Here is a 20273-nt window from a genome sequence, read left to right as displayed (position 1 = left end):
TGATGTTGCGGGGTGCATTGCGCTCACTCCTTGGGGTTAGGAGGCGACATCGGCTGGCGCGGCGGTAGCCGCGCCGCCCGGGTCCGCATGACGGTGCGGCCCCGGGCCCGTCGAGTCGCGGATGACCAACTCGGTCTGGAGCGTTACCTGGGCGGTGGTGCGACGGTCGTCGCCATGCTGAAGCAGCATGTCGACGGCCGCCCGACCGGCGGCCGCATTCGGCGTGGCCACCGTCGTCAATTTGGGTCGGGTGAGCCGGCTCAGCGCGATGTCGTCGATGCCGACCACGCTGATGTCTCGGGGCACCACGACCCCTTGTGCGTCGAGCCCTTCGATCAGGCCGATCGCCATCAGGTCGTTGTAGGCGAGCACAGCGGTCACCTCTGCCCGGCGGACCTGTTCCGCCGCGGCGATGCCGCCGCCCTCGGTGGGCGGGTTGGGGCCGATCACGGTCAACGTGACGTCCGCCGAACGGGCCGCCGAGGTGGCGGTCCGCCGGATCTCCCGATTGGTCCACGATCCGCGCGGCCCGCCGAGCAGCGCGATCCGCCGGTGGCCGAGGCCGATCAGGTGCTCGACGGCGAGCCGGGCACCCTGGCCGACGTCGATCACCACATTCGGCAGGCCGGTCACCTGCCGGTTGATCACCACCAGCGGCACGTCCCGGCTGAGCTGCTCGATCAGACTGTTGCTCATCCGAGGGCTGCACAGCAGCACCCCGTCGACCTGCTTGGCGAGGGCGTGGACCAGCTCCTCCTCGACCGCCGGATCCTCGTTCGTGTCGGTGACGAAGATGTGGTAGTCGCGGTGCCGGGCCTGGCTCTCCGCCGCCTTGATCAGCGGCGGGAAGAACGGGTTGGCGATGTCGGCGACGATCAGGCCGATGTTGTGGGTCCGGCCGGTGATCAACGCGCGGGCCGCCCGGTTAGGGCGGTAGCCGAGATGCTCCGCGCAGGCCAGCACCCGGCTGCGGGTCTCCGGGTTGACCAGGTGCGGCGCCGAGAACGTGCGGGACACGGTGGAGATGTGCACTCCGCAGGCCCGTGCGACGTCTCGAATGGTGGCTGGCACGCGTCGTCCTTCGTCGATGCGGCCGTCACCCCTGGCGGGGCGGCGACCGGTGTGGCTGGGGTCACGTCGGTTCGCCAATTAATGCAAACGGTTGCTCAGGTGTCAACGGTCTTCGATTGCGAGTTTGTTGCGACCGTGGTCGTACTGGGTGATCAGACCCTCGCGTACTGACATAAAACGGGCCAGATGATCCCTGGGCATTGACGAAGGTGTCCGTCCCGTGGCAACTTCTGCTGCAAACCTTTGCAGCCAAACCCGGAGGCGGAGCAGGATGTCCCCAGAACCCGATCGGCGGCTGCGCTACGCGCTCGTCGGCGCCGGCGCCCGCGCCGAGATGTTCGTCCGGTCCCTGGTCCTCGACTACCGGGACAGCACCGAACTCGTCGCCTTCGCCGACAGCAACCAGGCCCGGATGGACGCGCACAACTCCTGGCTCGAGGAACTCGGCCGCGACGCCGTACCCACCTACCCGGCCAGTGACTTCGTCACCATGCTGAGCAAGGAACGGGTGGACGTCGTCCTGGTCACCACCGTAGACCGGGTGCACGACGAGTACATCGTCGCCGCCCTGGACGCCGGCTGCGACGTGATCACCGAGAAGCCGATGACTGTCGACGTGCCGCGTTGCCAGCGGATCCTCGACGCGGTGGGCCGGACCGGTCGCACCGTCCGGGTCGCCTTCAACTACCGGTACAACCCGCTGCACGAACGGGTCCGGCAGGTGCTCGCCGACGGCGAGATCGGCGAGATCGGCTCGGTGCACTTCGAATGGCTGCTCGACGTACGCCACGGCGCCGACTATTTCCGCCGCTGGCACCGCGACAAGGCCAACTCCGGCGGCCTGATGGTGCACAAGGCCAGCCACCACTTCGACCTGGTCAACTGGTGGCTGGACGCGGTCCCGGTGCAGGTCTATGCGGCCGGCCGGCTGTTCTTCTACGGCGAGTCCGGCCGCCGGCACGGCTACGCCCGCGACTACGACCGGGCGCACGGCGAGGTTGCCGCCGCCGGTGACCCGTTCGCCCTGCAGATGGCCGCGCACCCCCGGCTGCGCGCGCTTTACCTGGAGGCCGAGGCCGAGGACGGCTACCGCCGCGACCAGAACGTCTTCGCCCCCGGGGTGACCATCGAGGACGACATGTCGGTGCTGGCCAGCTACTCCACCGGGGCCACGATGACGTACCACCTCACCGCGTACGCCCCCTGGGAGGGCTACCGGGTGATGTTCAATGGCAGCAGGGGTCGGCTCGAGTTGGAGGTGGTGGAGAGCGACTTCGTCAGTCCGTACGCCGCCGGCGAACTCAAGGGCGCCGCGCTGCACGGCGTCCAGGCCGCGGTCGAGGAGGGCTGGGCCAAGCTGACCGTCCGACCGTTCTGGGAGCAGCCCCGGCAGGTGCCCGTCGCCGGCTACACCCGGTCCGGGCACGGCGGCGCGGACGCCAAGATGACCGCTGTGCTGTTCGGCGGCGAGACCGACCCGATGGGCCGGGCCGCCACCGCCCGCGACGGTGCGCTCGCGCTGCTGACCGGGCTGGCCGCCAACCGGTCCTTCGAGACCGGCCAGCCGGTCCGGGTGTCAGACCTGCTCACCGTCGACTGACCGGCGGGTCTGGCCACGGCGTACCGGCCGGCACCGCCCCACCGCACAGCGACGACCCCTGATTTCGTACCCCGAGGAGCCTGCTTCCGTGTCCCCGCAACCCGACCGGTCGGACCAGCTGTTCCCAGCCGAACCCGCCCAGCGGTCCATCGCCCGCGAGCTGTACGCGCACGCCCGGGACCTGCCGGTCATCTCGCCGCACGGCCATGTCGACCCGGCGCTGCTCGCCGACGATGAGCCGTTCCCCGACCCGGCGCGGCTGCTCGTCGTGCCGGACCACTACGTCACGCGGATGCTGCTCAGCCAGGGCATCCCACCCGGCGAGCTCGGCGTACCGACCCGGCCGGGGATCCGGGCCCGGCCGCCGGCCGGCGACGGCGACTACGCCACCGAGACCGACGGCCGGACCATCTGGCGCCGGCTCGCCGCCAACTGGCACCTGTTCCGGGGCACCCCGTCGCGGCTGTGGCTGGAGAAGACGTTCGCCGAAGTGTTCGAGGTGGACGCCGTACTCGGCCCGGACACCGCCGACGACGTCTACGACGCGATCGCGGCGAAGCTGGCCGAACCGGCGTACCGGCCCCGGGCCCTGTTCGAACGGTTCAACATCGAGGTGCTGGCCACCACCGAGTCGCCGCTGGACGACCTGGCCCGGCACGCCAAGCTCGCCGCCGACGGCTGGGGCGGGCCCGGCGGTCGGGTGATCACCACGTTCCGGCCGGACAACGTTGTCGACTTCGAGTTCGACGGCTGGGCGGACAACGTCGCCGCGCTGGGCGCGATCACCGGCTCCGACACCGGCACATACGGCGGCTATCTGGCGGCTCTGCGGGCCCGTCGGCAGGCGTTCATCGCGGCTGGGGCGACCAGCTCCGACCACGGCCACCCGACCGCGCTGACCCTGCGGCTGGACCAGCGGGAGGCCGCCGAGCTGTACGACCGAGGGCTGCGCGGCGAGGCGACGGCGCAGGACGCCGAGGCGTTCCGGGCGCACATGCTGGTCGAGTTCGCCCAGATGTCCATCGAGGATGGACTGGTGATGCAGCTGCACCCCGGCTCGGTGCGCAACCACAACAAGTGGCTGTACGCCACCCACGGCCGCGACGTCGGCGGCGACATCCCGCAGGCCACCGAGTACCTGCACGCGCTGACCGCGCTGCTCGACGCGTACGGCAACGACCCACGGCTACGAATCGTCGTCTACACCCTCGACGAGTACACCTTCACCCGCGAGCTGGCCCCGCTCGCCGGCGGGTACGCCGCCCTCTACCTCGGCGCGCCCTGGTGGTTCCTGGACTCGCCGGAGGTGCTGCGCCGGTTCCGGGAGGCGGTCACCGAGACCGCCGGGTTCTACAACACCGCCGGTTTCGTCGACGACACCCGGGCGTTCTGCTCCATCCCGGCCCGGCACGACGTGGCCCGTCGGGTCGATGCCGCCTTCCTGGCCCGGCTCGTCGCCGAACACCGGCTCGGCCTCGATGAGGCGGCCGAGACCATCGTCGACCTGGCGTACCGGCTGCCCAAGCGGGTCTTCAAGATCGGGGAAAAGCTGCCATGAATGTGACCATCACCGGCGTCGACGTGCACGACGTACGGTTTCCGACCGCCGCGGCCGGCGACGGCTCGGACGCGATCAACCGGGGCGACTACTCGGCCAGCTACGTCGAGCTGCGCACCGACTCGCCGGACGGGGTCTTCGGGGCCGGCTTCACCTTCACCAACGGCCGCGGCAACGAGATCACCTGCGCGGCCGTACGCGCCCTCGCCCACCACGTCACCGGCCGGACCGTCGCCGAGATCGTCGCCGAACCGGTCGCCTTCTGGCGGTCACTCACCGCCGACGTGCAGCTGCGCTGGCTCGGCCCGGAGAAGGGCGTCATTCACATGGCGTGCGGCGCGCTGGTCAACGCCGTCTGGGATCTGCGGGCCAAGCTGGAGGGCAAGCCGCTGTGGCGGCTGCTCGCCGAGATGCCCACCGACGAACTGGTCGCCAATGTCGACTTCCACCACATCAGTGACGCGATCACGCCGGACGAGGCCGCCGCGATCCTGGACAAGGGGCTGGCCGGGCAGGCCGACCGGCTTGCCGAGCTGGAACGTGACGGCTTTCCGTCGTACACCACATCGGTCGGCTGGCTCGGCTACCCCGACGACAAGGTCCGGGCGTTGACCCGGGCGGCGTACGCCGAGGGTTGGCGGGCGATGAAGATGAAGGTCGGCGGCCCGATCGACGACGACATGCGCCGGGCCCGGATCATCCGTGCCGAGATCGGTTCGGACGCGTTGCTGATGATGGACGCCAACCAGGTGTGGGACGTCGACGAGGCGATCGCCAACATGGCCCGGCTGGTCGAGGTCGACCCGTACTGGATCGAGGAGCCGACGCACGCCGACGACGTGCTCGGCCACGCCCGGATCGCCGCCGCCGTCACCGAACTGTCCGACGGCCGGTGCCGGGTCGCCACCGGCGAGGTCGCCGCCAACCGGGTGATCTTCAAGCAGTTGATGCAGGCCGAGGCGATCCGGGTCTGCCAGATCGACTCCTGCCGGATCGCCGGGGTCAACGAGGTGCTGTCGGTGATCCTGATGGCCGCCAAGTTCGGTGTGCCGATCTGCCCGCACGCCGGCGGCGTCGGACTGTGCGAGTACGTGCAGCACCTGGCGATCTTCGACTACCTGCGGGTCGGCACCTCGCTGGACGGCCGGATGGTCGAGTACGTCGACCACCTGCACGAACACTTCGTCGACCCGGTCCGCACCCGGGGCGGCCGCTACCTGGTGCCCGAGCAGCCCGGCTACAGCGCCACCATGAAACCGGCGTCGATCGCCGAGTTCTCCTTCCCGGACGGGCCGGTGTGGCGGTGAACAACGACATCCCGTTGCTCAGTATGGGCACCCTGGGCCGGGTGCCCGCGGACAGCCGACCGCTGGTACGCCCCGGCGACGTCGACGCCGGTATCGTCCACCTGGGCCTCGGTGCCTTCCACCGGGCCCACCAGGCGGTCTACACCGAGCAGGCGGTCGCCGCCGCCGGCGGTGACTGGGGCATCGTCGGTGTCGCGCCACGCAACATCGACGTGGTGCGTCGGCTCACCGACCAGGATTGCCTGTTCAGCGTCACCACGCTGTCCACCGCCGCGGCCCGGACCCGGGTGGTCGGCGGGCTCGCCGGGGTCCGGCACGCCGCCAGCGACCCGGCGGCGGTGGTGGCGCTGCTGGCCGACCCGGCGATCCGGGTGGTCACGCTGACCGTGACCGAGAAGGCGTACCAGTTGGATCCGGTCACCGGGCGGCTGCGGCCGGACGAGGCGGTCGCCGCCGACCTGACCACCGACCGGCCGCCGGTGACCGTTCCGGGCCTGCTGCTGCGCGGGCTGGCGGCCCGCGCCGCCGCCGACGCCGGCCCGCTCGCCCTGGTCAGCTGCGACAATCTGCCGTCGAACGGGCGCCGGCTGCGTGGTCTGGTCAGCGAGGCTCTGGCGTACGCGAAGGTGCCCGACGAAAGCGCCGACTGGGTGCACGCCAACGTCACCTTCCCCGGCACCATGGTCGACCGGATCGTGCCGGCCGCCACTGCGCAGACCCTGGCCACTGCCCGGTCCGCGCTCGGCGTCAGCGACCTGGCGGCGATCGCCGGGGAGCCGTACTCGCAGTGGGTGGTCGAGGACGACTTCCCCGGCGGCCGGCCGGCCTGGCAGACCGCCGGGGCGGTGCTGACCGGCGACGCCGGCCCGTGGGAGCGGCTCAAGCTGCGCGGGCTCAACGGGGTGCACTCGGCCATCGCCTACCTCGGGGCGCTGGCCGGGTACGACACCATCGCCGAGGCACTGGTCGGTATCCCCGGCCTGCCCGAGGTGCTGCGCCGGCTGATCGCCGAGGACGTGGCGACCAGCTTCACCCCGCCGGACGGGGTTTCGGTTGTCGGTTACGGCGAGTCGGTGCTGGAGCGGTTCGCCAACCCGGCGATCCGGCACCGCACCATCCAGGTGGCGATGGACGGCTCGCAGAAACTGCCGCAGCGGGTGCTGCACACCATCGCCGAGCGGCGTGCGACAGGGGACCGGCCGTACTGGTCTGCGCTGGTGGTCGCCGCCTGGATGCGGTTCGTGCAGGGGCGGGCCGACGATGGGGCCGAGCTGCCGCTGGACGATCCACTTGCCGGGCGGATCCGGGCGGCGCTGGCTGAATCCGGTGCCACCCCGGCGGGCGTGGTCGCCACGCTGCTCGGGCTCACCGAGGTGTTCCCGGCGGAGCTGGCGGCCGACCCGGAGGTCCAGGAAATGATCACGACCTGGCTGACCACGCTGGACCAGCATGGGGTGGTCGGCGCGCTGACCGGCGCGGTCGGCTGACGGCGGCCGTCGACAGGTGGAGGTTCCCGACGTGACGAGCAACCCGCCCCGGGTGGCCCTGATCGGCGCCAACGGGCATGGCATGTGGCACCGGCGGCAGATCGCCCCGCTGCACGCCGCTGGTGAACTGCGCCTGGTCGGCCTGGTTGACGTACGGCCGGTCGAGCCGGCACCCTACGCCCCGGTCCCGGACGGGGTGCAGGTCGACACCGACCACCGGCGGATTCTGGCGGACACCCGGCCGGACGTGGTGGTGATCTGTACGCCGCCGCACACTCATCTGCCGATCGCCCTGGACGCCCTGACCGCCGGCGCGGACCTGCTGCTGGAGAAGCCGCCGGTGCTGTCGCTGGACGAGCACCGGCGGCTGACCGCTGCCCTGGCCCGGCACGGCCGGGCCTGTCAGGTCGGTTTCCAGGCGCTCGGATCGGCGGCGCTGGCTGAGCTGATTGCAACGGCCACCGGCGGTCGGCTCGGCTCGGTCACCGGGATCTCGACGGTCGCGTCCTGGCAGCGCGATGACGCGTACTACCGGCGGTCGCCGTGGGCCGGGCGGCGTACGGTCGACGGCCGCCCGTCGTTGGACGGTGCGCTGGCCAACCCGTTGGCACACGCCACCATGCAGTGCCTGGCGGTGGCGGCAGCGGTGGATCCCAGCCCGCCGGTGCTGGTCGAGCTGGAGCGCTACCGGGTGCGTCCGATTGAGGTGGACGACACCGCGTCGATGCGGATCACCCTGAGTTCGGGGTTGTCGATCGTGGTCGCGGTGACCTTGGCCGGGGAGAAGTTCATTCCGGGTGAGGTGCTGGTGCACGGTACCGCCGGCACTGCGGTGCTCGAGTATCCGACGGACCGGCTGCGGCTGCCCGGCGAGCAGGCGATGCGGCCGGTGCCGGGGCGGACCGGGCTGCTGGAGAACCTGCTGGCGCACCGCAGGGATCCGTCCGGTGTACCGCTGATCGCCCCGCTGAGCCGGACCGAGGCGTTCACCGCGTTGCTGGAGGTGGTTCAGGCCGCTCCGGAGCCGTGTCTGATCGGTCCCGACCGAACGGTCGCGACCGGGGCGGCTGGAACGGACCGGGTGCTGACGATCGAGGGCGTGAACGCGGTCGTCCGGCGCGGTGCGGCCGAGTTGGCGCTCTTCTCCGAGCAGGAGGTGCCGTGGGCGGTCCGGCCACACCGGGCCCGGCTGGCGCAGGGGGTGGTGGGCCGCTGACCGGGTCGGCGGAGAACGTACTGCAAACTGGCGGCCGCCGCCGGTGTCGCGAAGTCGGACAGATTAGTCGTCCTCTCGGCAAATTGATGTCGGGTAAATAGGTCTCGCCCGAATGCAATGCAAACAATCTGCAAACAACTTGCATTGACACATTTCGTGATGAAACTTATCGTTTGGGTTCAGGAAGATTGCGTCAGTGTTACGTGATCGAGTCCAGACAATAGTTTGCGGAGTGTGGTAATGCGACTGAGGAGATTGACTGCCGCTGTTGCCGGAATCGCGATCGTGGCGGTGCTGCCGGCCCCGGCCGCCGCCGGCCGGGACACCGGTTCCGACCGGCTGTCCTGGACGGCCCGGTCGCTGGGCCGCCAGGCGTTGCCACCGAACGACGGTTGGGCGGCCGCCGGTGCCGGCACCACCGGAGGATCGGCGGCCAGCCAGGACAACGTCCACGTGGTCGACAGCCGAGCCGAGTTGATCGACGCCCTCGGCGGCGACAACGCCACCAACCGGAACAACGACACCCCGAAGATCATCTACATCAAGGGCACGGTCAACGGCTTCGAAGGGCCGGACGGCAACCTGCTGACCTGCGCTGACCTCGCCGACCCCGAGTACGACTTCGACGAGTTCCTGGTCACCTACGACCCGGCCGTCTGGGGATACGAGAACGACCCGAGTGGCCCGCTCGAGGACGCCCGTCGACGGTCGGTCACCAACCAGACCCGGTACACCCAGATCAACGTCGGAGCCAACACCACCATCATCGGGCTGCGCGGAGCCCGGCTGGAAAACCTGACCCTGATGGTGGACAGCGTCCGGAACGTCATCGTCCGCAACATCGTCTTCGACGACGCGTACGACTGCTTTCCCGCCTGGTCGCCGGATGACGGCGACGCCGGCAACTGGAACTCCCAGTTCGACCTGATGTCGGTGCGTCGCTCAGAGAATGTCTGGGTCGACCACAACACCTTCACCGACGGCGACAACCCGGACAGCGCCCAACCGATCCACTTTGGCCGGCCGCTGCAGGTGCACGACGGAGCGCTCGACATCACCCACACAGCCAGCCTGGTGACCGTCTCCTACAACCGGTTCGACGGCCGGGACAAGGTCATGCTGATCGGCTCGTCGAACACTGTCGGCCCGGACGTCGGCCGGCTCAACGTCACCCTGCACCACAACGTCTTCGATGGCAGCCTGCAACGGCTGCCCCGGATCCGGTTCGGTCAGATCGACGTCTACAACAACCACTACGACCTGTTCGGCGACGATTTCGAGTACGCCGTCGGAGTAGGCGTACAGGGCGCACCGTACCTGGAGAACAACTCGTTCCGGCTGGGCTCCGGGATCGACACCGCCGACCTGCTGCACGACTGGGGCGGCACCGTGCTGACCGAGAAGGGCAGCTGGGTCGGGCAGGGTCACCGGCCGCTGCGCCCGGCCAGCCTGCTCGACGCGTACAACGCGGCGAACGACCCGGACCTGGGCGACGACGCTGGCTGGACCCCGACCCTGCGGCACGGGCCAGTGCTGCCCGCCGCCGTCGTCCCGATCTACACCCGGCTTACCGCAGGCGCCGGCAAGCTCCCGGTCTGACCTGTCGGCAGGCTGCCGGTCTGACTGACCAGCCTGGCCGGGTCACAAGCGGGGTGGGCCGGCGAGACGCCCGCCGGCCCACCCCTTTATCCGCACCGCCACCGGCGTGGTGCCAACCGAAGGAGCGCACGTGCAGAGCAGAACGAGCGGACGCCGTCGTGGGCTGTTGGCCACGCTGGGCGCGAGCGCGGTCACCGCGACGCTGGTCCTCGCGGCGACCAGCGGCAACGCTCACGCCGCGACGTTGTTCCAGGCCGACTTCGAAAGCGGCGGCACCAGCGGCTGGTCCAAGTCGGGCGGCAGTTGGGAGGTCGTCTCCGACGGCAGCCAGGTGCTACGGCAGGACAACACCGGCAGCAACCTGGCCCGGTTCTTCGCCGGCAGCACCAGTTGGACCGACTACCAACTGCAGGCCAGAGTCAAGCCGTTGTCGTTCAACGGATCCGACCGATTCGTCGGCATCGCCTCCCGGGTCACCAGCAACACCAGGATGTACCGGTTGGCGCTGACCAGCAACAATCGCGCCGAGCTGCAGGTGGTCAACGGCAGCCAGATCACTGTGCTCGGCTCGGCGGCACTGAGCGTGGCCACCGGCACCTGGTACACCCTGCGGATCGAGTCGAGTGGCAGCACCGTCCGCGGCTACGTCGACGGCAGCCAGATCGGCTCCGGCAGCGACGACTCATACGACTCCGGCCGGATAGCCCTGGTCACCGGCTACGCCGGGGCCAGCTACGACGACGTCAGGGTGGACACTCTCGGCTCCGTACCGGAACCCACGACCCCCGCGCCGACCACCGCGCCGCCGACCAGCCCGCCGCCGACCACCGCGCCGCCCACGACCGCGCCGCCGACCAGCCCGCCGCCGTCCGGTGACACCCTGTACGTTGCGCCGAACGGTAGCGACAGCGCGTCCGGGACGGTGTCCGACCCGACGACGCTCACCTCGGCGATCACCCGGGTCGCCCCCGGCGGCACGATCTACCTGCGTGGCGGCACCTACCGATACTCGCAGACCACCACCATCGGTCAGGGCAACAGCGGTACGCCCAGTGCCCGTAAGAATCTGTACGCCTACCCGGGCGAGACGCCGATCCTGAACTTCTCGGCACAGAGTGAGGATTCGGCCAACCGTGGGCTGGCGATCGGCGGGTCCTACTGGCACGTATACGGCATCATCGTCGAACGGGCCGGCGACAACGGGATCCTGCTCGCTGGCAACCACAACATCATCGAACGGGTGGTGACCCGGCACAACCGGGACACCGGCCTGCAGTTGTCGCGGCTCATCGCCGGAGCACCGCGCGACCAGTGGCCGTCAAACAACCTGGTGTTGAGCTCGGTGTCGCACGACAATGTCGACTCTGACGGTGAGGACGCCGACGGATTCGCCCCGAAGCTCACCGTCGGTCCCGGCAACGTCTTCCGCTACACCGTGGCGCACAACAACATCGACGACGGGTACGACCTTTACACCAAGAGTGACACCGGACCGATCGGCGCGGTGACGATCGAGCACTCCCTGGCGTACGACAACGGCACGCTCAGCAACGGTGGTCAGGCCGGCGACGGCGACCGCAACGGCTACAAGCTCGGCGGCGAGGACATCGGCGTCAATCACACCATCCGGAGCAACATCGCGTACCGCAACGGCAAGCACGGGTTCACGTACAACCGGAACCTCGGCACGATGACGGTGTCGAACAACGTCAGCATCGGTAGCGAGGAGCGCAACTTCAACTTCGACGGTGGTAGCTCGGTGTTCCGTGGGAACACGTCGTGCGACAGCGGCTCGAACGACCGGATCATCGGCAACTCAGACAGCTCGAACCAGTTCTGGTCCGGCTCGAACGGCCCCCGGTGCTCGGCATACTCGGGCTCGTTGGGCTGGTCGTTCGCCTCGGACGGTCGTCTCGTGGTCACCTTCGGGGGACGGGTGGTGACACCGTGACCGGCTTCGTCCACTGACCAGGACCGTCCACCGGAAAGTGTGCGGCCGGTCTTCCCAGCTGGGAAGACCGGCCGCACGCGACGAATCAAACGTCGTGACTCCCAGCCGGGGCGGCGGTGGTCAGAGCCGCTGGCCGTTGGCGGCGTGGAAGGCGTGGTGCTGGCCCGGCCGGGGTCGGACGAAGACGGTGTCGTTCATCCGCGGCATGTGCCGGCGGTCGGTCCGCACCACGAACCGCTCCGAACTGCCGTCGAGCGTCGCGTAGCCGTAGACGTTGGCGTCCGAGCCGAGGTCCTCGACCAACTCGACCGACATCGGCATGCCGCCCTCGGAGGCGCCGACCAGGTCGCAGTCCTCGGGACGGAACCCGACGGTGACCTTGTTGCCGCCGCCGTTGGCCTTGGCCGCCTCGACCTGCTCGCGGCTCAGCTCGACGACCAGGTCGGCGAAGACGGCACCCTGCTCGGTCAGCGGGACGGTCTTGATGTTCATGGCGGGCGAGCCCATGAAGCCGGCGACGAAGACGTTCGCCGGTACGTCGTACAGGTTCCGCGGGGTGTCGACCTGCTGCAGTACGCCGTCGAGCAGCACCGCCACCCGGTGGCCCATCGTCATCGCCTCGACCTGGTCGTGGGTGACGTAGACGGTGGTGACCCCCAGCTTGGCCTGCAGCGAGGCGATCTGGGTACGGGTCTGCACCCGCAGCTTCGCGTCGAGGTTCGACAGCGGCTCGTCCATCAGGAAGACCTGCGGCTCCCGGACGATCGCCCGACCCATCGCGACCCGCTGGCGCTGACCACCGGAGAGCGCCTTCGGCTTGCGGTTGAGGTACTCCTCCAGCTGCAGCAGTGCGGCGGCTTCCTTGACCCGGCGGTCGATCTCCGACTTCGAGGTCCGGCGCAGCTTCAGCGCGAAGGCCATGTTCTCGTACACCGTCATGTGCGGGTAGAGCGCGTAGTTCTGGAAGACCATTGCGATGTCGCGGGCCTTGGGCGGCAGGTGGGTGACGTCGCGGTCGTCGATGAGGATGCGGCCCTCGTCGACGTCCTCCAGGCCGGCGAGCATCCGCAGGCTGGTGGACTTACCGCAACCGGAGGGGCCGACCAGTACGAGGAATTCGCCGTCGCCGATCTCGAGGTCGAGCTTGTTGACAGCGGGTCGCTCGGTGCCCGCGTAGATGCGGGACGCCTGGTCGTAGGTGACCGTAGCCATGGTCAGTGCTTCCTTTCACCGGCAGGAACGTGCCGGACGATCCGAGTGAAGGAGCGACCGACGCTCCGAGCGCCGGCCCACGCGTACCCGTAGCCGCCGGGGCGACGTGTTGCGCGTGTCACGCCACGGTAAACGGGATTTGCCTGGCTGCCAAGACCGGGACGGCCCGCAACTACCTCCGATAACTGGCCAAAACGGACATCGACGTGGGGTATGCCACTGTTCGTCACCCTTGGCCGGCGGTCCACGGCGACCGCCGCAGCGACGGACACCGTACGCAGAACGGGAGAGATCGATCGGACAGACCGGCCGATGCGGCGGTATCGCCACGTCAGTGGCTATGCTGACGCTGAACGAACGCTGCCCCTGTAGCTCAGTTGGCCAGAGCACTCGCCTTGTAAGCGAGATGTCGCCGGTTCGAGCCCGGCCGGGGGCTCCAGCACTGCCGCGCAGGTCCCGCCGTGCGACGCACGGCGGGTCGCCGTGACAGCGGCGCTGGGCTCGTACCGCAGGTGCAGCCGGTCACCCTCGGCAGACTTGAGCAGACCCTGTGCGTGCCTGCCGGGGCGGTTGCGCGCACGGCGCGTGCAGGTGTGCTGTACCGCTGACCCCTCGAGGCCACCTGCCAGCGAAGGTCAACAGGCCAACCCAACGATATTTTTCAAGTCCACAAGTACCGAGAATGCGTCTGGTGCATAGAACCGACGAGTCGTGTGGCTTGATTGATGCTAGTGGGGCCAACATGCCGAGGTCAACCAGTTGTTGTACCAATACGTTTGCGCGGCCGTAATATATTCCAAGTTCTTTTTGTGTCAATCTGACCGTGAATGCGATATGCGCGATCGCGAAATTGACGAGCGCGTGGGCAGTGTCCGCTCTGAGTGTCGAATTTCTGATCGCCTCCTTCATGTGTTCACGGGCTTCGACGAGTTTGAGCATTTTTTGTGAGTGATGTTGGCGGAAGACTCAAGGCCGCCTGCGTTTACATGGGCAACCCCAGTCGCCATTTGTGCTGACTGCAAGAAGGTGGTCGTAGTATTCGGTTCGCCTAGCCTCGAACCAAGGGGAGGCGGTGAGTGTGGGTTCAAGTAGAACCCCCTGTTTCAGCAGGTGTGCAACGATGAGGAATCGCCCGGTTCTGCCGTTTCGTCATGAAAAGGATGTAGTGTTTCAAACTGATAGTGGGCGACTGCTGCTGCTACAACCGGATCTACTTCTTCCAGTACTTCGCTATCTGTCATCCAGTAGAGAAGGTCTTGAAGTCTTGCCCTGAGATCAATTCCTGGAGGTGAACGAAGCGAGCTGCATGTGCCGGTGGCGTGTTTCGGGGGGCGTCCTCGGCCGATGTGTGACATGCCCTCGTGGCTGATGCGATCATGGATCGTTACCGCGCTGGCTCAAGGCTCCAGCGACGGCAACAGCGGCGTCGCCGCCGACCCAAGGTGCTCCTGTGGACCTGATGCCACAAGCGCATCCTGATTCACCTCTGGCATCAGGCTCAACCGGTGCCCGACCACAGAAGATGACGTTGCGTATCGGTAACGACTGCAGTTGGTGGCTGAGGGTTGGTGCTGGCTGTCGTGGCGTGGCTCCTGCCCCGGGTAACGGTTCGGTGGTGATTCCACCCCGTCGGTTCCTGTCGGGCGACTCAGTTGTCGCCGCCCACCGCTACGATCGGCCGGCCCCGCGTACAGCGGGTTGCCAGGAAAGCTCCGAGCCGCCTGCCGGTCAGGAGTCACGGGGCCCTCATCAGAAGTAGGTAGAACATGTCTGACCCCTCTCAGCCGCAGTACCCGGGCGCGCCCGCCGGGCAGCCGGTGCCGCCGGCTGGAGCCGCTCCCGGGCCGGCCTACGCCGGCCAGCCTGGCGTTCCGATGGCCCCGCCGCCCAAGAAGTCCAAGGCGGGCCGGATCATCCTGATCGCCCTCGCCGCCGTGCTGGTGCTCTGCCTCGGCGGCGCGGCCGTGACCTTCTTCCTCGTCCGGGACACCGTCGGTGAGGTCATCGAAGCGACCCAGACCCGGCTGGTCACCCCGGACACCCTGGCCGGCCGCGAGCTGAACACCGACCCGACCTTCCAGGGTCTCGCCGAGGAGGTGGCCACTGGGCTGGCCGCCGACGTGCCCGAGTCGACCAGCAGCATCGGCGCCTTCTACGGCGACATCGAGCAGGAGAACCTGGTGATGATCGCCGGCGTCTCCGGCGTGATGGCCGACCCGGACCAGGAGCTGGCCGACGCCACCGAAGGCGACGCGACGGGCCTCGGGATGACCAACGTCACCGATGTCGACGCCGGTCCGAAGGGCGGGTCGGCGCGGTGCGGCGACGCCGACCTGGAAGGCATCCCCGGCGGGGTCTGCGTCTGGGCGAGCCGCGGCGCGCTGGTGATGTACGTGTTCTACTTCAGCACCGGCGAGGAAGCCGCCGGCTCGCTCGTCGAGATCCGCGACGCGGTCGAGCAGACCAGCTGACGGAGCACTGCCTGACGTCGTCGACCCGCCGCACTACTACTGCGGCGGGTCGACGCCGGGCGGGGCCGACGAGTGCGGCGCCCGCGCCAACAGCCCGTACCGCCGGATTGTCCGCAGCGGCTCGGTGGCCGCGCCCTCCCGACGCAGGATGTGGTTCGCGGCCAGGATCCCGGTCACCGCTGCCCGTTCCATCAGAGCGCTCGGCAGATCAGTGTCGATCCCGTCGCCGGCCAGGAACAACCCGTCCGCGTCGGTGACCACACCGGGCCGCCCCGCCGCCGCCCCGGGCGGAAACGCCGGGGCCTGCGCCTCGACCCGCGCCCGTGACTCCAGCACCGGCAGGTCGGCCACCTCCGGCCACAGCGACGCCAACTCGGCGCGCATCCGGTCGGCCAGCACCTCCGCCGGCACCTGCTCCGGGCAGGCGTACGCGTGGAGTTCGAGCACCGCGCCCCGGCTGCGCTGCGCCCACTGCCGCGCCTGACGCTCCAGCCGGTGGTAGAGGGTGACCGAGTCCAGGGTCGGCTGGCGGGAGACCCCGCTGAACACCGGCCGGTCGGGTGCGACGTCGCCACCCAACCAGAGCCGGGCCACCGCGTACGGCGGAGCGTCGACCAGCGTGCCGACCCGCTCGGCCAGCGTCGGCGCGGCCTCGGCCAGCCGTGGCGAGCCGGCCAGCAGCGTGCGCAGCGCCGGCGGGTCGACGGCCAGCACCACGTACCGGGCGGTGTGCGCGGCTCCGGAGGCGCACCGCACCTGCCAACCGTTGGCCCGCCGGGGGATGACGGTGTGTACCGCGTCGCCGGTGACCACCCGGCCGCCGTGCCGGCGCAGATGTTCGTGCAGCGGCTGCCAGATCGCGGCGTCGTAGTCCTGCTCCGGCGCGTCGAAGCCGAGCCCTTCCGGATTACCCAGGAAGTAGAAGTGGAAGTTGGTCACCAGCTCGGCCGCCGACAACTCCCGCTCGTGGTTGAAGAACGAGTGGGAGAAGACCTCGAACAGCATGGCGCGGGCCCGGTCCGGCAGCCGCAGCGAGTCCAGCACCTCGGCGGCGCTCCGCTGGTCGAGCTCGGCGTACGTCCGATCCGGATGGTAGGCCAGCAGCGGCATTGCCGCCCGACGGTCCATCTCGCGCAGTTCGCGCAGCCGCAGGCTCGGGCTGCGCAGCAACAGCGCCAGCAGGTTCAGCGGCGGTGTGGTCGGCAGCCGGCCGAACTCCTCCGGCGGCCACTGCGCCGACCACACCGGATAGCCGTCGACCGGCCGCAGCATGCCAAGCGTCGGGTCGGCCCGGCGCAGGATCGCCCGCCAGTTGTAGTACTGGCGGAAGAACGCGTGAAAACCGTGGTCGACCGGCTGGACCGTACCGTCGGTCAGCGTCTCCGGCCAGGCGGCCAGCCGTCCGCCGAGCTGGGCGGCGCCTTCCAGTACGGTGACCCGTACGCCGCGTTCGGCGAGGACGATCGCCGCGCACATGCCGGCGATGCCGCCGCCGACGACCAGCGCGTCGGTGCCGGCGGCCACCCGGTCGGTGCCGGCCGGATCCGCCCGGACCAGCTCGGACCGTACGCCGAAGAGCCGGCCGACCGTTCGGGACAGTCCCAAGAGTTCGTCCTCCCGCCCGCGGTGATGGGTCCGGTGTCGGGGTCCAGTGTGCCGGTCCGGTCGGGCGGGGAGGCGACTTTGGGGTCACCCCGCGCGTGCCGTCGGTGGCTACCATCCGGACCATGGCTGTCGACCCGTGGCGTGACCGCGCCCGCCGCGCCGTCGGCGGTCGGCTGCGCAGCAACGGCGACAACCGGCCGCACTACGTCGTCTGCGGGCACGACCCGCTGGCCTACCGGCTGGTCGGCGAGCTGGTGGCGGCGGCCGCCACGGTGACGGTCATCGTGCCGACCCGGCCCCGGCCGGACGGCCCGGACATGCGGTCGATCAAAGGGATCCGGCTGCTGCGGGCCGACCGGCTCACCGAGCAGACGTTCCGCAGCGCCGGGCTGGCCGGCGCGCGCGGCCTGGCGCTGCTCAACCAGGACGACGTCGGCAACATCAACGCCGCGCTGTGCGCCCAGGAGGTCGAGCCAGACCTGCGGGTGGTGATGCGGATGTTCAACACCCGGCTGGGTAGCCGGGTGAAGCGGCTGTTCGCCGACTGCGAGGTGCTGTCCGACGCGTCGATGGCGGCACCTGCGTTTGTCGCGGCAGCCCTCGGGGTGGTGTCGCCGACCCACTTCCGCCATGGCGGCCGGACGCTGCATGTGGCGCAGCGCGACGAGGTCCGCCCCGAGCACGTCATCTGCGGGCTGGCCGACCTGAGCGACGCCGGCAGCCCTCGGGTGCTGCCGGCCGACCAGCACACCGCCGATCTGGTGCTGGCCGAGGCGGCCGGCAGCCAGCTGACGCCGGCCCGGGCGGCCCGTCGGATCGTCCGGGCCCGCCAGCGCGCCCGGCTGTGGCGGGACCCGGTCCGGGCGTTGCGGTCCTTCGCCACCCGCAAGATCGGGATGGCCACGCTCGGCGTACTGGCGGTGGTGGTGGTCTTCGGCATGCTGCTGTCACGTGCCGAGGGGGTGAGCGTCGCCGAGGCGGTCTACCTGACCGTGGTGATGACGCTCAGCGGCGCCGATCCGGACCTGGGCAAGTCGGCCGCCGTACAGGTGATGCAGGTGGTGCTCAGCCTGGCCGGGCTGGCGTTGATCCCGCTGCTCACCGCCGCCGTGGTGGACGGTCTGGTGAACGCCCGACTGGCGATCGCCGACCGGCAGACCCGGCCGGAGCGGGCCGGGCACGTGGTGGTCGTCGGGCTCGGTAATGTCGGCACCCGGGTGATGTGGCAGTTGCACGACCTCGGCGTCGAGGTGGTCGGGGTCGACAAGGACCCGGACGCGCGGGGCGTCTCGGTCGCGCGGGAGCTGGACATTCCGTTGATCGTCGGCGACGGCTCCCAGGAGGAGACGCTGCGCGCCGCCTCGGTGGCGACCTGCCGTGCGCTGGTGATCGTCTCCACCGACGACGTGACGAACCTGCAGGCGGCGCTGTACGCCCGGGAGATCCACAGCGACGTGCACGTCGTGCTGCGGCTGTTCGACGGCGATTTCGCCAGCCGGATCCAGCGCACCTTCAACATCGGCATATCCCGCAGCGTGTCGTACCTGGCGGCACCGGCGTTCGCCGCCGCGCTGATGGACCGCGAGGTGATCGCGACCATCCCGGTCGGCCGGCACGTGCTGCTGGTCGCCGAGGTGATCGTCGCCGCCGGGTCGGCGCTGGACGGCGGGTCACTCGCCGCTGCCGGCGACAATCCGGGCGTACGGGTGATCGCGTTCGCGCAGTTCGGCGAACCCGGACCGGTGTGGCTGCCGGCGTCGGGATTCCGGCTGCGGGCCCGGGACCGGATCACCGTGGTGGCCCGCCGGTCCGGGCTGAGCTGGCTGCTCAAGCAGGCCACCGAAGCGGTCGACGACGCCGAGCCGGCACCCTGACCCGGGCCGGGCAGGCCCTTGATCAGGGCCGGGTCGGTCAGGCGGCCGGCACCTCGGTGCCGAGCACCGCCTGCTCATCCGGGTAGTGCACCAGCACGTCGGCCAGGAACGACTGGACCGCCGGGGCCAGCCCCACGTCCCGGCCGGCCTCCTCGGACAGCCGCCACCGGTGTTCGATGACCTGGGCGAACAGCTCCGACGGCTCGACCTTGCGGCGCAGGTGGGCCGGGACGGCGCGGACCACCGGCTCGAAGACCTCGGTCAGCCAGCGGTGCGCGGCCTGCTGCTCGTCGGTCAGGTCGCTCTCCGCCCGGTGCGCGTCGAGGTCGTTGAGCAGCCGGCGGGCCTGGTTCTCTTCTGCGTCCAGGCCGGTCAGCCGCAGCAGCCGTCGGCTGTGGTAGCCGGCGTCGACCACCTTCGGCCGGACCAGGTAGGAGCCGCGGTCGACGACCGACATCGCCACCTCGGCGACGTCGAAGCCGAGTTCGTTGAGCCGGCGGATCCGCCGTTCGATGTCGTGCCGGGACTCCCGTTCGATGTGCTGCTCGTAGGTGATCTCGTGCCACAGCCGTTCGTAGCGGGTGACCACCTCGTCGGCGACGGTCTCCGGGTCGATCGACTCGTGCAGCAGGCCGGCGGCCTGCAGGTCGAGGGCCTCGCCGAAGATGTTGACCCGGGCGATCTCCAGGTCCTCGCCGCGTTGCCCGTTGGACAGGCCCGGCCGCAGCGCCCCGGTCTCGGCGTCGACCAGATACGCGGCGAACGCGCCGGCGTCGCGGCGGAACAACGTGTTGGACAGCGAGCAGTCACCCCAGAAAAAGCCGGTCAGGTGCATCCGGACGATCAGCGCGGCGAGCGCGTCGAGCAGTCGGGCCAGGGTCTCCGGGCGCAGCTGGTTGGAGAACAGCGCCCGGTACGGCAGCGAGAACTGCAGGTGCCGGGTGATCAGCACCGGGTCGAGCGGCTCGCCGTCGGCGTCGGTGCGGTCGGCGACGATCGCCACCGCCTCGACCGACGGGAAGTCGATCCGCTCCAGGGCGCGCAGCAGGTCGTACTCGCGTTCGGCGACCCGTTCGCCGGTCTCCTTCACGGCGTAGACGGTGCCGGCGAGTTTGACGAACCGGACGACGTGCCGGGAGATGCCCTGCGGCAGTGCCACCAGGTGGTCGGCAGGCCACTGCTCCAGCGGTGTCGACCAGGGCAGGTCGAGCAGCGCCGGGTCCACAAGGGCCGAGGTGATCCGCACGGGATCAAGCATGACGGGTACGACGCCGCGATGCCCCCTGCCGTGGCTCGGCTAACACTGTTGATTTGATCCATAT

At 69.8% G+C, this 20273-nt stretch carries 14 protein-coding genes and 1 tRNA gene; 10 read left to right on the top strand and 5 right to left on the bottom strand.

The window, feature by feature from the left end; genetic code table 11:
- Positions 1–36: 36 nt before the first annotated feature.
- Positions 37–1071 (bottom strand): LacI family DNA-binding transcriptional regulator, encoded by a 1035-nt coding sequence (locus ACFHW1_RS09430; protein ID WP_416551916.1) that lies wholly within the window; start codon positions 1069–1071, stop codon positions 37–39.
- Between the two features lie 271 nt (positions 1072–1342).
- On the opposite strand from ACFHW1_RS09430, the gene ACFHW1_RS09425 reads away from it, so the two are divergent.
- The 7 genes from ACFHW1_RS09425 to ACFHW1_RS09395 all read left to right on the top strand — a co-directional run bounded on the left by ACFHW1_RS09425 (position 1343) and on the right by ACFHW1_RS09395 (position 11789).
- Positions 1343–2671 carry a Gfo/Idh/MocA family protein gene (locus ACFHW1_RS09425; RefSeq protein ID WP_416551915.1) on the top strand — a complete coding sequence of 443 codons (1329 nt, stop codon included), beginning with the start codon at positions 1343–1345 and terminating at the stop codon, positions 2669–2671.
- Positions 2672–2759: 88 nt separating this feature from the next.
- On the top strand, positions 2760–4229 hold the full coding sequence (gene uxaC, locus ACFHW1_RS09420; RefSeq protein WP_416551914.1) for a glucuronate isomerase: 1470 nt from the start codon (positions 2760–2762) through the stop codon (positions 4227–4229).
- Positions 4226–5536 (top strand): enolase C-terminal domain-like protein, encoded by a 1311-nt coding sequence (locus ACFHW1_RS09415; RefSeq protein ID WP_416551913.1) that lies wholly within the window; start codon positions 4226–4228, stop codon positions 5534–5536. The genes uxaC and ACFHW1_RS09415 overlap by 4 nt, the downstream gene beginning before the upstream one ends.
- Before the next feature lie 23 nt (positions 5537–5559).
- A complete protein-coding gene (locus ACFHW1_RS09410) occupies positions 5560–7023 on the top strand; it encodes a mannitol dehydrogenase family protein (protein WP_416552087.1) in 1464 nt (487 codons plus the stop codon).
- Positions 7024–7054: 31 nt separating this feature from the next.
- Entirely contained in the window at positions 7055–8239 is a 1185-nt protein-coding gene (locus ACFHW1_RS09405) for a Gfo/Idh/MocA family protein (RefSeq protein WP_416551912.1), read from the top strand.
- Between the two features lie 246 nt (positions 8240–8485).
- Complete coding sequence (locus tag ACFHW1_RS09400) at positions 8486–9838, top strand: pectate lyase family protein (RefSeq protein WP_416552086.1); 1353 nt, start codon at positions 8486–8488, stop codon at positions 9836–9838.
- A gap of 130 nt (positions 9839–9968) precedes the next feature.
- Positions 9969–11789 (top strand): family 16 glycoside hydrolase, encoded by a 1821-nt coding sequence (locus ACFHW1_RS09395; RefSeq protein WP_416615245.1) that lies wholly within the window; start codon positions 9969–9971, stop codon positions 11787–11789.
- Positions 11790–11909: 120 nt separating this feature from the next.
- Here the strand turns inward: ACFHW1_RS09395 and ACFHW1_RS09390 are convergent, their stop codons facing one another.
- Positions 11910–13001 carry an ABC transporter ATP-binding protein gene (locus ACFHW1_RS09390; protein ID WP_278171834.1) on the bottom strand — a complete coding sequence of 364 codons (1092 nt, stop codon included), beginning with the start codon at positions 12999–13001 and terminating at the stop codon, positions 11910–11912.
- 362 nt (positions 13002–13363) lie between these two features.
- Here ACFHW1_RS09390 and ACFHW1_RS09385 point away from each other — a divergent pair.
- A tRNA-Thr gene (locus ACFHW1_RS09385) sits at positions 13364–13440 on the top strand.
- A gap of 664 nt (positions 13441–14104) precedes the next feature.
- On the opposite strand, the gene ACFHW1_RS09380 is transcribed toward ACFHW1_RS09385, so the two are convergent.
- Positions 14105–14383 (bottom strand): Fic family protein, encoded by a 279-nt coding sequence (locus ACFHW1_RS09380; protein WP_416552085.1) that lies wholly within the window; start codon positions 14381–14383, stop codon positions 14105–14107.
- 384 nt (positions 14384–14767) lie between these two features.
- Here ACFHW1_RS09380 and ACFHW1_RS09375 point away from each other — a divergent pair, with 384 nt between their 5' ends.
- Positions 14768–15472 (top strand): hypothetical protein, encoded by a 705-nt coding sequence (locus ACFHW1_RS09375; protein WP_416568720.1) that lies wholly within the window; start codon positions 14768–14770, stop codon positions 15470–15472.
- Between the two features lie 36 nt (positions 15473–15508).
- Here ACFHW1_RS09375 and ACFHW1_RS09370 read toward each other — a convergent pair whose 3' ends face one another.
- Entirely contained in the window at positions 15509–17077 is a 1569-nt protein-coding gene (locus ACFHW1_RS09370) for an FAD-dependent oxidoreductase (RefSeq protein ID WP_416551909.1), read from the bottom strand.
- A gap of 122 nt (positions 17078–17199) precedes the next feature.
- On the opposite strand from ACFHW1_RS09370, the gene ACFHW1_RS09365 reads away from it, so the two are divergent.
- Positions 17200–18951 (top strand): NAD-binding protein, encoded by a 1752-nt coding sequence (locus ACFHW1_RS09365; RefSeq protein WP_416615243.1) that lies wholly within the window; start codon positions 17200–17202, stop codon positions 18949–18951.
- A 37-nt stretch (positions 18952–18988) separates the two neighbouring features.
- Here ACFHW1_RS09365 and ACFHW1_RS09360 read toward each other — a convergent pair whose 3' ends face one another.
- A complete protein-coding gene (locus ACFHW1_RS09360; protein ID WP_416551907.1) occupies positions 18989–20209 on the bottom strand; it encodes a DUF4032 domain-containing protein in 1221 nt (406 codons plus the stop codon).
- Positions 20210–20273: the final 64 nt, after the last annotated feature.

It is taken from the genome of Micromonospora sp. LOL_014 (assembly GCF_048060245.1).
Classification (GTDB): Bacteria; Actinomycetota; Actinomycetes; order Mycobacteriales; family Micromonosporaceae; genus Micromonospora_E.
Note: the sequence above shows the minus strand (reverse complement) of the source record. Positions and strands in the feature narration are given on the sequence as shown.